The sequence below is a fragment of the Luteolibacter sp. LG18 genome, from assembly GCF_036322585.1.
Classification (GTDB): Bacteria; Verrucomicrobiota; Verrucomicrobiia; order Verrucomicrobiales; family Akkermansiaceae; genus Luteolibacter.
The window spans coordinates 4,735,304-4,748,838 of sequence record NZ_AP024600.1 but is presented as its reverse complement, the minus strand read 5'-3'; the positions used below and the strand labels follow the sequence as shown (position 1 = coordinate 4,748,838).

Sequence of the window (13,535 nt, the reverse complement as noted above, 5' to 3'; positions counted from 1 at the left end):
CCATGAAACCATTTCTCTTTTCCCTTTTGCTCACCCTTCCGGCGCTCGCCGTGGATGCCCCGCCCGTCATCCTCGACGAGGCGGGCGTGAAGAACCTCGGCATCGAAACCGTCGAGGCCGCCGAAACCACCTTCGAGGAGACCGCCTTCGCGCTCGGTCGCATCGAGGAGATCCCCAGCAACCACGCCGTGCTCAGCAGCCGTATCGCCGGCCGCATCCTCGAGATGAAGGTCTTCGAAGGCGACGTCGTGACCGCCGGGCAACCGCTCGTCAAAGTCGAGAGCCGCCAGCCCGGCGACCCACCGCCGTCGGTGGAGCTGAAGTCGCCCATCGGCGGCCTCGTCAGCTCCGCGCACGTCCGCCTCGGTGAACCGGTCGAGCCCGAGAAGGAGCTGCTCGACATCTCCGATCTAACAGAAGTGCTGGCCGTGGCGCGAGTGCCCGAACACATCGCGGGCAAGCTCAAGCCCGGCACCACGCAGGCCCACATCCGCGTGGCCGCGCTCGGCGGCGAGGCGCTCGATGGCACGCTGCTGCGGTTCGGCACCTCCGCCGACCGCGAGAGCGGCACCATCGACGCGATTTTCCGGGTGCCGAATCCTGGTCTCCGCATGCGCCCCGGCATGCGCACCGAGTTCTCCGTCGTGCTTTCGAAGCGGGAGAACGTGCTGAGCGTGCCGCGTATCGCCCTGCAGGGCGATCCCGCCAGCCGCGTGGTGTATGTGAAGGACTTCGATCTTCCGAATGCCTTCCGCAAGGTGCCCGTGCGCATCGGCCAGATGAACGATCGCTTCGTCGAGATCCTCGGTGGCCTGCTGCCTGCGGACGAGGTGGTAACCACCGGCTCCTACGCCCTCGGGTTTGCCGGCGGCTCCGGGCCGTCGCTGAAGGAGGCACTCGATGCCGCCCACGGCCACGAGCACAATGCGGATGGATCGGAAATATCCGCCGCGCAGAAGGCCGCGAAAGCTGCTGGAAAAGGCGAAGACCACGACCATGCCGCGCCATCGCCGCTGCTGACGCGCTTCTTCATGGCCTCCACCGCGATCCTGTTCGTGCTGCTGGTGATCGTGTCGATGGCGAAGCTCCGTCCCGCGCAACCCGAAACTCCGGAAACCACCTGAGCCATGCTCGACAAACTGATCCGATTTTCGCTCGCGAACCGGGCGATCATTCTCGGGCTGGCGTTGCTGGTGATGGTCTTCGGTATTCGGACCTTCCAGCAACTTCCGGTGGAGGTCCTGCCGGACCTCACGAAGCCCACCGTCGTCATCCTCACCGAGTCGCCGGGCCTCGCGCCGGAGGAGGTGGAATCCCGTGTCACCCAGCCGATCGAGTCCGCGCTTTCCGGCGTGGGCGGCATCACCCGCCTGCGCTCGAATTCCGACGTCTCGCTTTCGCTGGTGTATGCCGAGTTCGCCTGGGGAACCGATATCTACCGCGCCCGCACGCTGGTGCAGGAGCGGTTGCAAGGTGTCCGCGCGACCCTGCCGAAGGACAGCGAACCCTTCCTCACTCCTGTCGCTTCGTTGATGGGGGAGATCCTGCTGGTCGGGGTCCGCTCGACCATCGAGGAAGGCAAGGAGGGTTACCTCGCGCCGCGTGACGTTCGCACGCTGGCGGATTGGACCATCAAGAAGCGCATCCAGGGCATCCCCGGCGTGGCCGAGGTGTTGAACATGGGCGGTGGCATCCAGCAGCTCCAGGTCCAGCCGGACCCGGCGAAGATGCAGGCCCACGGCGTGACGCTGGAGGAGTTGAAAGCCGCCTCTGAAAAAGCCGCGGGCAACACCACCGGCGGCTTCGTGAACTCCGGTTCGCGGGAGATCCTGATCCGGAACCTCGCCATGACCATCGATCCCGATGCCATCGGCGCGACCGTCATCAAGCGCGTCAACGACCGCCCCGTGAGCATCCGTGACGTGGCGGACGTGGCCTGGGACATCGAGCCGATGCGCGGCGATGCCAGCATCAACAACACCCGCGGCGTGATCATGAGCATCACGAAATCGCCGGGCTTCGACACCATCAAGCTGACCGCGGAAATCGAGAAGGCGCTGGAGGAGCTGAGGCCCGCGATGCCGAAGGGCGTGGAGGCGGAGCCGCTGTTCCGGCAGGCGAATTTCATCGACCATGCGATGGATAACCTGAAGAGCGCCATCATGGAGGGGGCCGTCATGGTCGTCATCGTGCTGTTCCTGTTCCTCCTGAACTTCCGCACGACCTTCATCACGCTGATGGCGATGCCGCTGTCGTTCGCGATCACCTTCCTGGTGTTCAAGGTCGCGGACGTCAGTGTGAACAGCATGACCCTCGGCGGTCTCGCCGTGGCCATCGGCATGGTGGTGGACGATGCCATCGTGGACGTGGAAAACGTCTTCCGGCGGCTGAAGGAAAACGCCGCACGCTTCGAGCCTCTGCCCCGCATCGGCGTGATCGCGAAGGCCTCCGGCGAGGTCCGGAACAGCATCTTCTACGCCACCGTGCTGATCGTGCTGGTGTTCCTGCCGCTGCTCGGCCTGAGCGGGGTGGAGGGCCGCTTGTTCTCGCCGATCGCCATTGCCACCATCGTCAGCATGGCCGCGTCGTTCGTGGTTTCGCTCACCGTGATTCCGGTGCTGGCGTCGTTCCTGCTGAAACCGAAGGAAGGCAAGGCCCACGAGGATGGCCACGTCACACGCGGCATGAAGTGGCTGCTGAAGAAGACGCTGCTCAAGTTCGCACTCGACCAGCCGTGGATACTGATCGCGATCACCGCCTTGCTGATGGCGGCGTCGTTCATGCTCTATCCGATGATGGGGAAGGACTTCCTGCCCTCCTTCAAGGAGGAGACCGCGCTGGTCTCCACCACCACCGCTCCCGGCACCTCGCTGGAGCAGATGAACCAGGTGGCGGACGTGATCGAGCGGAAGCTCACCGCCATTCCCGAGGTGTCCAAGGTGGGGCGCCGCGTCGGCCGCGCGGAGAGGGGCGACCACGTGGTGCCTGTCTCCACGGCGGAGTTCGACATCGACTTCCGCTCCGGCACCACGGGCCGCAGCCGCGCGGAGATCCTGGAGGATATCCGCAAGACGATCCGCACCGTGCCGGGCACCTTCAGCGTGCTCACCGGGCCGCTGGCCGACCGCATCGGCCATATGCTCAGCGGCGTCTCCGCGCCGGTGGCCGTGAAGATCTACGGACCTGACCTCGATGAGCTGCGCCGCATCGGCACGCAGGTGCAGTCCATCGCGAAGACCATCCCGGGCTTCGAGGATGCGAAGCTGGATGCCCAGTCGACCATCCCGCAGATCCGCATTGAGCCGGACCGCGACCGCGCCTTTGCCTACTCGATCACCCCTGGCGATCTCAACGACCAGCTCGCCACCTATCTGGGCGGCGAGCAGGTGGCGGAGCTCCGAGATGGCCAGCGCGCCGTCGATCTCGTCGTGCGCCTTCCCGAAGGCCTCCGCGACAAACCGGAGAAGCTCGCCGCCTTGCCGGTGGAAACCGCGGGCGGGATGCGCGTGCCGCTCGGGCTCGTCGCCCACGTGCAGGAGGCGAAGGGGCCGAACGTGATCCAGCGGGAGAAGAACCAGCGCCGTTTCGTGGTCGCGATCAAGCCGACCGTGCGGGACGTCGGCACGGTGGTGGGCACGCTCCAGCAGAAGATCGCCGGGGAGCTGAAGCTGCCGGAGGGCTACTTCATGAGCATCGAGGGCGAGTTCGTGGCCCAGCGCGAGGCGTCCCAGCGCATCGCCATCCTCTCGGCGGTGGTGCTGGTCGTCGTCGTGTTCCTGCTGTTCGGCTACTTCCGCAGCTTCCCGCTGGCGCTCCAGGTGATGTTGAATATCCCGCTGGCGTTGATGGGGGGGCTGGTCTTCACCTGGTACAAGATCGACAACATCAGCATCGCCACGCTGGTCGGCTTCATCGCCGTGGGCGGCGTGGCCGCGCGCAACGGGATCATGATGATCTCCCACTACCTCCACCTCATGCGCCATGAGGGAGAGGAGTTCACGCGGCAGATGATCGAGCGCGGCACGCTCGAGCGGATGGTGCCGGTCTTCATGACCGCGCTTTCCGCCGGCATCGGCTTGATCCCGCTGGTGCTCGCCGCCGATCAACCGGGCAAGGAGATCCTGCACCCGGTGGCGGTCGTCATCACGGGTGGCCTGGTGTCCTCCACGCTCCTCGACATGGCCATCACGCCCGCCGTCTTCCTGCTCTTCGGCCGCAAGGCCTCCCGCCGTGCCCTCGCGCTCGATGCACCCGCGGCCCGTTAGAATCCCAAACCCTGTAATCCAAAACCAAACATGAAACACATCCTGATCCTCACCGGCCTGGTGGCCGCGTTCCTCGCTTCTCCCGTCCACGCCCACGGTTCCGTCGGCAAGGCCGGTCCAAACGGCGGCCGTATCCTGAAGAAGGGCGAACCCCATGCCGAGTTCTTCGTCACCCCCGACAAGAAGGTCCGCATCACCTTCCTCAATGCCGAGGACAAGCCCATGACCCAGGAAAACGCGCAGATCACCCTGACCGGTGGCGACCGAGCGAACCCCACCAAGCTCACGTTCACCAAGGACGGCGACTCCTACGTCTCGGACAAGCCGCTGCCGGAAGGAAACAACCTGCCCGTGGTGATCCAGATCAAGGCCACCGCCGACGGCAAGACCGTGACCGAGAAATTCGGCGCGAACCTCGCCACCTGCGGCGAGTGCAAGCACCCGGAATACGCCTGCACCTGCGATCACGCCGAGTGATCCGGCACATGGCCGGCAGCCGTGGGGAAATGCGGCTGCCGGCTCTGTCGTCACGAACGGCCGGCAAGGGCTGGCTGGGTTCGTGTTATTCCTTCCTTTTGGGGTGAAATAACGACGTGCGGGACAGCAGAACCAATATGCCGCAGGGCCATATGCCCGACGAGAGACGCCGGAGATATTCCCGTTATACACCTATAACCGGGCCCTCCTAGCGGGCCAGCAGGCCGCGTTTCGAGAGGTGGCTGGAGATCGCGGCAGCCGTGGAAAGCACGTCCTTGGACGTTTCCTCGGCCCGGCAGTAGATGCCGTAGGTGAAGGCCTGGGGCAGCAGGAACTCGAAGGTGCGGACACTCTCGTAGTGCTTCGACTCCGTTCCCAGCCGCGGCATCAGATCGCCGGGCGCGAGCATCACGCCCAGGCCCGCCTTGCAGGCCGCGGCCGCCGCGGCCTCGGTGTCGAAGGACATCACGTGCGCGGGCTGGGTTCCATAGGCCTCGTGGCACCAGCGGGCGAAGAACTCGTCGAAGCCCGCCACCACCTTCACGGTGGGCAGCAGCACGGTGGACTTCAGGATCTCCGGGAAACTGAACTGCTGGGTATCGAACGAATGGAACACCGGATTCCACGCCACCGTGATCCCGCGTTCCCGCAGCAGCACGGCTTCCTGGATGTTCGAATCAAGGCCCGCCCGCAGGAAGCGGCCGGACAGCGCGAGGTCGAAGCGGTTCGTTTCCAGTCCCGCGCCCCAGCGGTCGTGGAGATCGCAGGTCACCACCTTGGTGGTCAGATTCGGCACCTTGTTCGCGGCCAGATCCTCGATCAAGGTCCGGCCGATCGAGGTGCCGTCACAGGCCAACAGGACCTCCCGCGTTTCCCGCCGGTTCCAGGTCCGCAGCCCGTCGATCAGACCGGCGTAGCACTGGCAGACCTCATCGGCCCGTGGCATGAAGGCGTGGCCGTCAGTGGTGAGTTTCGCGCCCGTGGGGGAGCGCTCGAAGAGCACCAGACCCACCGCGCTCTCCAGCTTCGAAATGGTCAGGCTCACCGCCGGCTGGGAGATGCCCCAGTGCTTGGCGGTTTCGCTGAAGCTGCCGCATCCGGCGAGGTGTCGGAAGACGAGCAGGCTGCGGAGTTCAAATTCCATGCGCGGCGGATTCGAGAAGGGGTTTCAGTTCGGAATACGGATGATTCCGTCGGACGAAGGCCGCGTAGTGGTGGGACGGCCAGACGTGCGAACCGTGGTGGTCGCTGTGGGTGTCCGGCACCAGCAGCACGCTTCCCGCCGGGATGGATTTCGGTTTCTCCTGCCAGGTCCGTGATACGGAAGGTGCGAGCAATTCGCCCCGTCCGGCTCCGGCCTGTTGCAGGGACTCCAGCAGGCGTTCCATGGCTTCCGGATCGCCGTTGTCCTCCAACTTCCACGAGGTCTCCTTTAGGTTCGAAGGCAAGGGCATTTGGATCTCGCCTTCGGGGCCGATCAGCCGCCAGGGGACCGAGCCCAGATCCACGGTGTCGAGCTTGTCTGTCGGGGTCATTCCGCAGCCGAGGAACACGTCGCACTCGGCGTTCAGCAGTGCTGTGCGGAATCGCCGGTCGTCCATCATCACACAGCAGACCCGGAACGGGCAGTGGGTGCGGAACCTCCGCAGGAACCCGGTGAACCAGCCGCTGTCGAACAATTCCGGTGTGGCCGCCAGGCGCAGCACCCGGCCGGTCTCGTGCATCATCGCCACGGCCTCCTCCAGTTTCCGCACGCTGCGGACCAGCGGTCCCATCTGGGCGACCATCGCCTCCGCGAATGGAGTCGGTTGGAGCGTGTGGGTGGCCTCGTTCTCGAACAGCTTCCCGCCGAGGATCTGCTCCAGTTCGGCGCACATCCGTTTCACGTTGCCACGCGTGCTGTGCAGGTCCAGCGCCGCGTTCGCGAATGACCGCTCGCGGTAAACGGCCCTCAGCACCTCCAACTGGCGGAAGGTGATGCGGGGTAACAGATGGTATTGATCCATGTTGGGGGTGACCGCCGGGGAGAGGCGTGGGGTTTTGGGAAAGTTATGGAGCCTCTCGAAGTCGAGTCAACCGGGGGCCGTCTCTTGAGAACGACTTTTCCGTTCTAGCCCCTTCTCGCTGGCTCCGCCAATGGTTCTTGCGCAATCTCCGCGCATGTCCGCTCCATTGCCTGGCCGCACGCCCAACACCCCGATCGCCGTGAACATCGAAATGTGGTTCGAGGGCGACTTCGTTTCCCGCATCGAACAATCCGCCGCCCTCGGATTTCCGGCCATCGAGCTCTGGACGTGGAAGGACAAGGACCTCACCGCCGGGGCCGAGGCACTACGCCGCCACGGCATGACCGCCACCCAGTTCACCGCCTGGGGTTTCGGCAAGGAGATCAACGACCCCGCGTTTCCGGTGGAGAAATTCGTGGCCGAGATCGAGGCGTCCTGCGAGGCCTCGAAGATCCTCCCGGGCTGCGACCTGATGACGGTGGTCTGCGGCGACAACGTCCCCGGTCTCACCAAGGAGCAGATGCACGCCTCGGTCGTGGACAAGCTCAAGGCCGCCGTGCCGGTGCTGGAACGCCATGGCAAGACCGTGATCCTGGAGCCGATGAACCCCTACAACCACCCCGACCACTGCCTCTACGGCAGCGCCGATGGTATCGCACTCTGCGAGGCGATCGGGTCGGAGCACGTGAAGCTGAACTGGGACCTTTTCCACATGCAGCGCACCGAGGGCAACCTGATCGACAACCTGCGCAAGGGCGTGAAATGGATCGGCTACGTCCAGTTCGCCGACAGCCCGGATCGCCACGAACCCTCGACCGGCGAGGTGAACTACGGCGAGGTCTTCAAGGTGGTCCGCGAGCTCGGCTTGCCGCTTCCGCTCGGCGCGGAGTGCATCCCGCAGGACATGGACGCCCGCCGCGCGGCGGAGCGCCTCCACGCGGTGGATTCCGCCTCGGTGTGACCGTCGCGAAGGGATCGCAACTTTGCCGCGGTGGCGAGGTTGCATCACTATGATCCGGAAACTGCTTTCGATGGCCGCGGTGGGCTGGCTCGGTGTCGTGCCTGCCTCGGCCGATCTCGCCCCGCTGCCGCTCAAGGTGGAGGGCAAGATCGTCGGCACCGGCCTTGAGACCGGTGGCAAGAAGGAGAAGCAGGTGCAGGAAAAGAAGCTCCGGATCGAGCTGACCACTCTTTCTTCAAAGGACCCGGGGCCTCTCCAAGTCACCTGCATCTTTTACGCCCGCGATCTCAAGAGCGACAAGGTGGTCGTGGAAAAGGAGCTGAACCTCGCCGCGACCCTGTCCGGAGGGCGCGCCAGCCTTGAAACACCGGTGGAGGAGTTCAAATCCAACCAGCAGCACTATCTGGGCGGCGGCACCAAGCCCAACGGCAAGCCGAAGACCAACGTCAAGAAAGTGGAGGCCAGCGGCCACGAATACGCGGGGTGGGGGATCCGGGTCTATGGCCAGAACCACGTTCTCATCGGCAAGGCTTACAGCGCCGACCACCTCGATCCGGAGAACAGCAAGCAATGAGTGGTATGTAGCCTAAACCACTCACCTTAAAACAATTGTTGACCTATCGGGCCGTTTTTGCGCCTGAGTAGGGATGTTCATACGCTCCATTGTATTGCCGCTGCTTCTCGCTTGCGGTCTCGTGTCCGTGGCCTCCGCTGGATTGGAATCCCTGCCCTTGAAAGTCCAAGGCAGAATCGTCGCCAGCAAGAAGGATGGCAACGTCCAGACCAAGCAACTGGAAGTCCGCATCGCCAGCATCGTCCAGCAGGTCCCCGGCGACATGGAGGTGCGCTGCACCTTCTTCCTCCGGAACTCGAAAACCAAGAACGTCTCGACCGGGCCCCAGGAAACCCTGACCGCGAAATTTACCCACGGAGATGCGACCGTCACGACCTCCCCGCAGAAATTCGGCGATGACAAGTCGGGCAACGAATACGTCGGCTGGGGCGTGGAGGTCTACGACAAGGACCAGAAGTTGATGGGCAAGGCCTACAGCGCCAACTACCTCGACCCCGCCAACGCGAAGAAATAGGCGGCCGCTCCGCTCACCTCCTGTCGGTCTGCAACGGCTCGCCCACCTCGATCAGGTTTCCATCCGGATCGCGGAAATAGACCGACAGGATGGGCCCCTGCGCTCCGGTGCGCGGGACCGGTCCTTCGAGGATCGGCACCCCGTGATCCAGAAGCTGGCACACCACCTCGTCGATCGGGCGCTCTGTCAGGAAACAGAGGTCCGAGGAGCCGGGTGTCGGCGCGGCGGCGTGGGGTTCCACCGGTGCCGCGGCGTCATGCAGGTTGACCTTCTGCGTGCCGAAATGGAGCGCGACGCGGCCGGCTCCAAAGGTCCGCGGTTCCATGCCCATGACCTGCTCATAAAACGCCACCGTGCGCGGGATATCGCGCACGGTGAGCACGAGGTGGTCGAGCGAGGCGATCCGCATCAGCTCTCGAAGTAGGTGTATCCGCCGAGGCCGGTGCGGTAGATGTCCAGGATCTCGCGGCGTTCCTTCGGTGAGATGCGGCCTTCGACGACCGCCTTCTCGGCGAAGTTGCGGAACTTCGTCACCAGCTCCTTCGGATCGTATTCCACGTAGGTCAGCACGTCGGCCACGGTGTCGCCTTCCACCTCGTGGGTGTAGACCGGCTTGCCGTTCTCCAGGTGCACGCCGACCACGTTGGTGTCGCCGAGCAGGTTGTGGAGGTCACCGAGGGTTTCCTGATACGCGCCGACGAGGAAGACGGCGACGTAGTAGGGTTCGTCCGGCTTGAAGTCGTGCAGCGGCAGGATCTTGGCGACGTCCTCCTTGTCGATGAAGCGGTCGATCTTGCCATCGCAGTCGCAGGTGATGTCCGCCAGCACCGCGCGGTGCAGCGGGCGCTCGTCGAGGCGGTGGATGGGCATCACCGGGAAGATCTGCTCGATCGCCCAGGAGTCCGGCAGCGATTGGAAGAGGCTGAAGTTGCCGTAGTAGTAATCGACCAGCGTCGAGGACAGCTCGCGGAGGTCCTCCGGCACCTCGTCGAGGTCGTTGAGGAGCTTCGAGATCTTGGTGAGAATGTGCCAGAACCAGGCCTCGGCCAGGCCGCGCTCACGCAGGGTGGCGCTGCCGTAGAAGAACTGGGCGCGCATTTGGTCGCGGTAGTAGATCGCGTCGTTGAAGCACTCCTGGAGATTCTTTTTGCTGATGACCTTGTTGACCTCGATGATGTTCAGGAGGTTCTGCGGCGCGTTGTCCGGCACGGCGGGAGCCTTGTCGGTGGTCTGGGCGCTGGTGACGTCCAGGATGTTGAAAACGAGCACCGAGTAGTAGGACACCACCGCGCGGCCGGATTCCGAGATCAGGTTCGGGTGGGCCACGCCGGCCTTGTCGCAAATCTGGGCGATCGTCTCGACGACGTCCGCGCAGTATTCCTGCACCGAGTAGTTGCAGGAGGAGTGGAAATTGGTGTGGGAGCCGTCGTAATCGACCGCCATGCCGCCGCCGATGTCGAGCACGCCCATCGGAGCGCCCTCCTTGATCAGGTCGCAGTACATGCGGGTCGCCTCGGTGGCGCCTTCGCGGATCGCCGCGATGTTCGGGATCTGGCTGCCCTGGTGGTAGTGCAGCATCTTCAGGCAGCCGAGGTAGCCGGAATCCTTCAGGCGGTCCACGGCCTCGATGACCTGAGCGGCGCTGAGGCCGAACACGGACTTGTCGCCGGCGCTCTCGCTCCAGTGGCCGGAGCCGCGGGTGGAGAGGCGCACGCGCACGCCGAGGTTCGGCAGGATGCCGAGCTTGCGGGAGCGTTCGAGGATGAGATCGAGCTCGGACGGCATCTCGAGCACCAGCATCACGCGCAGACCCATCTTCTGGGCGTTGAGCGCGAGGTCGATGAACTCCTCGTCCTTGTAGCCGTTGCAGACCAGATAGGCTTCCGGGTCGTGCATGTGGGCCAGCGCGGCGATCAGCTCGGGCTTCGAACCGGCTTCCAGGCCGTAGTGGAACTGCTTCCCGAATTCGGTGATCTCCTCGATGACCTGGCGCTGCTGGTTGACCTTGATCGGATAGACGCCGCGGTAGCTGCCCTTGAAGCCCACGTCCTTGATCGCCTTGCGGAAGGAGGTGTTGATCTCGGCGATGCGGTTGTGCAGCAGATCACGGAAACGGAGAAGGACGGGCAGATGGGTGCCGCGGTCGCGCAGGCCTTCGATCACCTCGTGCAGCGAAACACCAGCGGTGCCGTTGTCATCGGCCAGGTTGACCGTCACGTCGCCGTGCTTGTTGACACCGAAGAATCCGTGTCCCCAGTTGTCGATGCCATAGAGCTCGGCGGACTTGGCGGGGGACCAGTCCTTGTGGGCCTTGCGCTTGGCGGTTTTCTCGGCGGTGTCGGTCGGAGGAACCATGCGGGAGGAAAACGTCATTTCCCGGGAAAATAAAGGGGAACTCGCGATGAGGCGGGATTTTCACCGAGGGCTTGCCGCAGCAGGGATTTTTCGCTGAAAAGGAGGCATGACCGAACGAAAGGCCATTTGCGTCCAGGGCTTGCTGCCCTTCCTGCTCCTGATCGCGGCTGTTGGAGGTACCGTGGCGACCGGCAAGCACCTGGTGATCCTGCAGGAAGCCCCGTTCCTGTTGGTCCTGATCGTGCCCGTCCTGATCCTGTGGCTGAAGGGGCTTTTCATCGTGTCCCCGAACGAGGGGAAGGTGCTGACCTTCTTCGGAAAATACACCGGCACCGTCCGCGAACCCGGTTTCTGGTTCGCCAATCCCTTCGCCAGCAAGAGCCCCATCTCGCTCAAGGTGAGCAATTTCCAGAGCCCGCAGCTCAAGGTGAACGACGCCCAGGGCAATCCGATCGAGATCGCCTGCGTGATCGTCTGGCGGGTGGTGGACACGGCCAAGGCTTTCTTCGACGTGGAAAACTACCAGTCGTTCATCAACATCCAGTGCGAAACCGCGCTGCGTCACCTGGCCAGCCATTACCCGTATGAGCCGCACCAGACCGGCGAGCTGTCCCTCCGCGGATCTCCGGAGCAGGTGGGAACCACCATGCAGAGGGAACTCCAGGACCGGGTGGGTGCCGCGGGCATCGAGATCATTGAGGCCCAGCTTTCCCACCTCGCCTACAGCCCGGAAATCGCCCAGGCGATGCTCCGCCGCCAGCAGGCCGCCGCCGTGATCGCCGCCCGCCAGCTGATTGTGGACGGCGCGGTCGGGATGGTCGAGGTGGCCCTGAAGAAGCTGGAGGAGGATGGCATCGTCCACCTCAACGAAGCCCAGAAGGCGACGATGGTGAACAACCTCATGATCTCGCTCGTGTCCGAATCCCACATGCAGCCGGTGCTGGCGACGGGGAATGTGGGCTAGGTAGCGTAAGTTTCCAATTTGCGCATGGGTGGAGCGGACTGCTTCCGGAGGTCCGGACGTTCTAACAACGGTCCGCCATCCCCACCCACAAGCAGCAATGATTGTGCAATTACGCCAGTCGGTCCCGGAAGTCCGCGTAGCCGAACTCCCGGATCGTCTCCAGCGTGCCATCGGGCCGCTGCAGCACGATCGCCGGATGCTTCACGCCGTTGAAGGTCGTGGTCTTCACCATGGTGTAGTGCGCCATGTCGTCGAACACGATCACATCGCCTACCTCCAGCGGACGGTGGAACGCGAAATCGCCGGTGACGTCGCCCGCGAGGCAGGTCGGGCCGCCGATCCGGTAGATGAACGCCGCTTCGGGATCGCGCAGCGCGGGATTGGACGAAGGATCACCGGCGGGGTGATAGAACTCGCCCGGGAACGTGACGGCCGGAAGCGATTCCTGCTCCACCGGCGGCTCATGCCGGTCCACCAGGAACACGTCCGGGCGGTAGGGCATTTCCAGCACATCCGGCATGTGGGCGGTGGCGGAGATGTCGAGGATGACGAGCTTGTGGCCCGCGGATTCGAAGACATCGAGCACGGTCGAGCGCAGCACGCCGGTGTGGATCGCCGCGGCCTCGCCGGGTTCCAGCCAGACCTCGACGCCGTATTTGGCCTTGGTTTCCTGCACCAGTCGCGCCAGCAGGGCGCGGTCGTAGAATGGCTTGGTGATCCAGTGGCCACCGCCCATGTTGAGATAGGTGAATTGCTCCGAGCGCAGCAGGTGGCCGAACTTTTCTTCCACCGCGACGAGCGTCTTCTCGAGGTCGTCGGAATTCTGTTCGCAGAGCGTGTGGAAGTGCAGGCCGGACAAGCCGGTGAGGTCCACGCCTTCCAATTGATCCGCGGTGATGCCGAGCCGCGAACCCGCCACACAGGGATCGTAGAGTGGGGTGCTGCCGGTGGAGCACTGGGGGTTCACGCGCAGGCCGCAGAGCAGCTCGCCGCTCTTGAAGCGCGGGTGGGTCATCACGATCCCGCGGAACCGGAACCACTGGGAGAGCGAATTGAAATCGAGATGGTGCGTGAACTCGCACAACTCGCGGATGTCCTCCTCGGTATAGCCGGGGGAATAGGTCACCACATGTTTTCCGAAGTAATCGCGGGCCAGCAGGCCCTCCCACAGGCCCGAGGCGCAGCAGCCGTCGAGATACGGGCGGATCGTGTCGAAGGCCTTCCAGCAGGAAAAGCCCTTCAGGGCGAGCACCAGCTTGCAGCCCGCGGCATCGGCGGTTTCGCGGAGGATGCGGGCATTGCGCTCGAGCGCGGCGAGGGAGACGACGTAGGCGGCGGACACGCGCGCACGTTAGACGCGCTCCGCACCCCGTAAAAGGAAAAGCGCGGCCCCGTGAGGGAGCCGCGCCTTTGAAGCCT

The 13,535-nt window shown here is 64.3% G+C and carries 12 protein-coding genes; 7 read left to right on the top strand and 5 right to left on the bottom strand.

The genetic code is table 11. The features are described from left to right. Nucleotides 1-2 precede the first annotated feature (2 nt). Genes llg_RS18835 through llg_RS18825 form a run of 3 tightly spaced genes read left to right on the top strand, consistent with a single transcriptional unit; the run spans nucleotide 3 to nucleotide 4,742 of the window. The gene (locus llg_RS18835; protein WP_338286457.1) at nucleotides 3-1,124 is read left to right on the top strand and encodes an efflux RND transporter periplasmic adaptor subunit; all 1,122 of its coding nucleotides are present in this window, start codon (nucleotides 3-5) and stop codon (nucleotides 1,122-1,124) included. 3 nt (nucleotides 1,125-1,127) lie between these two features. Further along, nucleotides 1,128-4,265: an efflux RND transporter permease subunit gene (locus llg_RS18830; protein WP_338286455.1), complete on the top strand. Its 3,138-nt coding sequence runs from the start codon at nucleotides 1,128-1,130 to the stop codon at nucleotides 4,263-4,265. Between the two features lie 30 nt (nucleotides 4,266-4,295). Then, nucleotides 4,296-4,742: a hypothetical protein gene (locus tag llg_RS18825; protein WP_338286454.1), complete on the top strand. Its 447-nt coding sequence runs from the start codon at nucleotides 4,296-4,298 to the stop codon at nucleotides 4,740-4,742. Between the two features lie 208 nt (nucleotides 4,743-4,950). Here the strand turns inward: llg_RS18825 and llg_RS18820 are convergent, their stop codons facing one another. Then, nucleotides 4,951-5,886, bottom strand: a complete 936-nt coding sequence (locus llg_RS18820; protein ID WP_338286452.1) for a LysR family transcriptional regulator — start codon at nucleotides 5,884-5,886, stop codon at nucleotides 4,951-4,953. Further along, entirely contained in the window at nucleotides 5,876-6,748 is an 873-nt protein-coding gene (locus tag llg_RS18815) for a LysR family transcriptional regulator (RefSeq protein ID WP_338286449.1), read from the bottom strand. Before llg_RS18815 ends, llg_RS18820 begins: the two co-directional genes overlap by 11 nt. A 154-nt stretch (nucleotides 6,749-6,902) precedes the next feature. On the opposite strand from llg_RS18815, the gene llg_RS18810 reads away from it, so the two are divergent. From llg_RS18810 to llg_RS18800, 3 genes are all read left to right on the top strand, one after another. After that, on the top strand, nucleotides 6,903-7,709 hold the full coding sequence (locus llg_RS18810; protein ID WP_338286447.1) for a TIM barrel protein: 807 nt from the start codon (nucleotides 6,903-6,905) through the stop codon (nucleotides 7,707-7,709). Between the two features lie 49 nt (nucleotides 7,710-7,758). After that, a complete protein-coding gene (locus llg_RS18805; protein ID WP_338286445.1) occupies nucleotides 7,759-8,283 on the top strand; it encodes a hypothetical protein in 525 nt (174 codons plus the stop codon). 73 nt (nucleotides 8,284-8,356) lie between these two features. After that, the gene (locus llg_RS18800) at nucleotides 8,357-8,797 is read left to right on the top strand and encodes a hypothetical protein (protein ID WP_338286443.1); all 441 of its coding nucleotides are present in this window, start codon (nucleotides 8,357-8,359) and stop codon (nucleotides 8,795-8,797) included. A 13-nt stretch (nucleotides 8,798-8,810) separates the two neighbouring features. On the opposite strand, the gene llg_RS18795 is transcribed toward llg_RS18800, so the two are convergent. Together llg_RS18795 and speA are read right to left on the bottom strand one after the other, a co-directional pair. Then, complete coding sequence (locus tag llg_RS18795; RefSeq protein ID WP_338286441.1) at nucleotides 8,811-9,206, bottom strand: VOC family protein; 396 nt, start codon at nucleotides 9,204-9,206, stop codon at nucleotides 8,811-8,813. Next, a complete protein-coding gene (gene speA / locus llg_RS18790) occupies nucleotides 9,206-11,152 on the bottom strand; it encodes a biosynthetic arginine decarboxylase (RefSeq protein WP_345789207.1) in 1,947 nt (648 codons plus the stop codon). The genes llg_RS18795 and speA overlap by 1 nt, the downstream gene beginning before the upstream one ends. 106 nt (nucleotides 11,153-11,258) lie before the next feature. Between speA and llg_RS18785 the strand changes: the two genes are divergently transcribed. Continuing rightward, nucleotides 11,259-12,116: an SPFH domain-containing protein gene (locus tag llg_RS18785; protein WP_338286437.1), complete on the top strand. Its 858-nt coding sequence runs from the start codon at nucleotides 11,259-11,261 to the stop codon at nucleotides 12,114-12,116. A 109-nt stretch (nucleotides 12,117-12,225) separates the two neighbouring features. On the opposite strand, the gene llg_RS18780 is transcribed toward llg_RS18785, so the two are convergent. Next, entirely contained in the window at nucleotides 12,226-13,458 is a 1,233-nt protein-coding gene (locus llg_RS18780; RefSeq protein WP_338286436.1) for a carboxynorspermidine decarboxylase, read from the bottom strand. Nucleotides 13,459-13,535: the final 77 nt, after the last annotated feature.

What these genes read in the sequence shown, in the direction of transcription:
- llg_RS18835 (WP_338286457.1), top strand. Translation starts at nt 3, where the DNA reads ATGAAACCATTTCTCTTTTCCCTTTTGCTCACCCTTCCGGCGCTCGCC.
- llg_RS18830 (WP_338286455.1), top strand. Translation starts at nt 1,128, where the DNA reads ATGCTCGACAAACTGATCCGATTTTCGCTCGCGAACCGGGCGATCATT.
- llg_RS18825 (WP_338286454.1), top strand. Translation starts at nt 4,296, where the DNA reads ATGAAACACATCCTGATCCTCACCGGCCTGGTGGCCGCGTTCCTCGCT.
- llg_RS18820 (WP_338286452.1), bottom strand. Translation starts at nt 5,886, where the DNA reads ATGGAATTTGAACTCCGCAGCCTGCTCGTCTTCCGACACCTCGCCGGA.
- llg_RS18815 (WP_338286449.1), bottom strand. Translation starts at nt 6,748, where the DNA reads ATGGATCAATACCATCTGTTACCCCGCATCACCTTCCGCCAGTTGGAG.
- llg_RS18810 (WP_338286447.1), top strand. Translation starts at nt 6,903, where the DNA reads ATGTCCGCTCCATTGCCTGGCCGCACGCCCAACACCCCGATCGCCGTG.
- llg_RS18805 (WP_338286445.1), top strand. Translation starts at nt 7,759, where the DNA reads ATGATCCGGAAACTGCTTTCGATGGCCGCGGTGGGCTGGCTCGGTGTC.
- llg_RS18800 (WP_338286443.1), top strand. Translation starts at nt 8,357, where the DNA reads ATGTTCATACGCTCCATTGTATTGCCGCTGCTTCTCGCTTGCGGTCTC.
- llg_RS18795 (WP_338286441.1), bottom strand. Translation starts at nt 9,206, where the DNA reads ATGCGGATCGCCTCGCTCGACCACCTCGTGCTCACCGTGCGCGATATC.
- speA (WP_345789207.1), bottom strand. Translation starts at nt 11,152, where the DNA reads ATGGTTCCTCCGACCGACACCGCCGAGAAAACCGCCAAGCGCAAGGCC.
- llg_RS18785 (WP_338286437.1), top strand. Translation starts at nt 11,259, where the DNA reads ATGACCGAACGAAAGGCCATTTGCGTCCAGGGCTTGCTGCCCTTCCTG.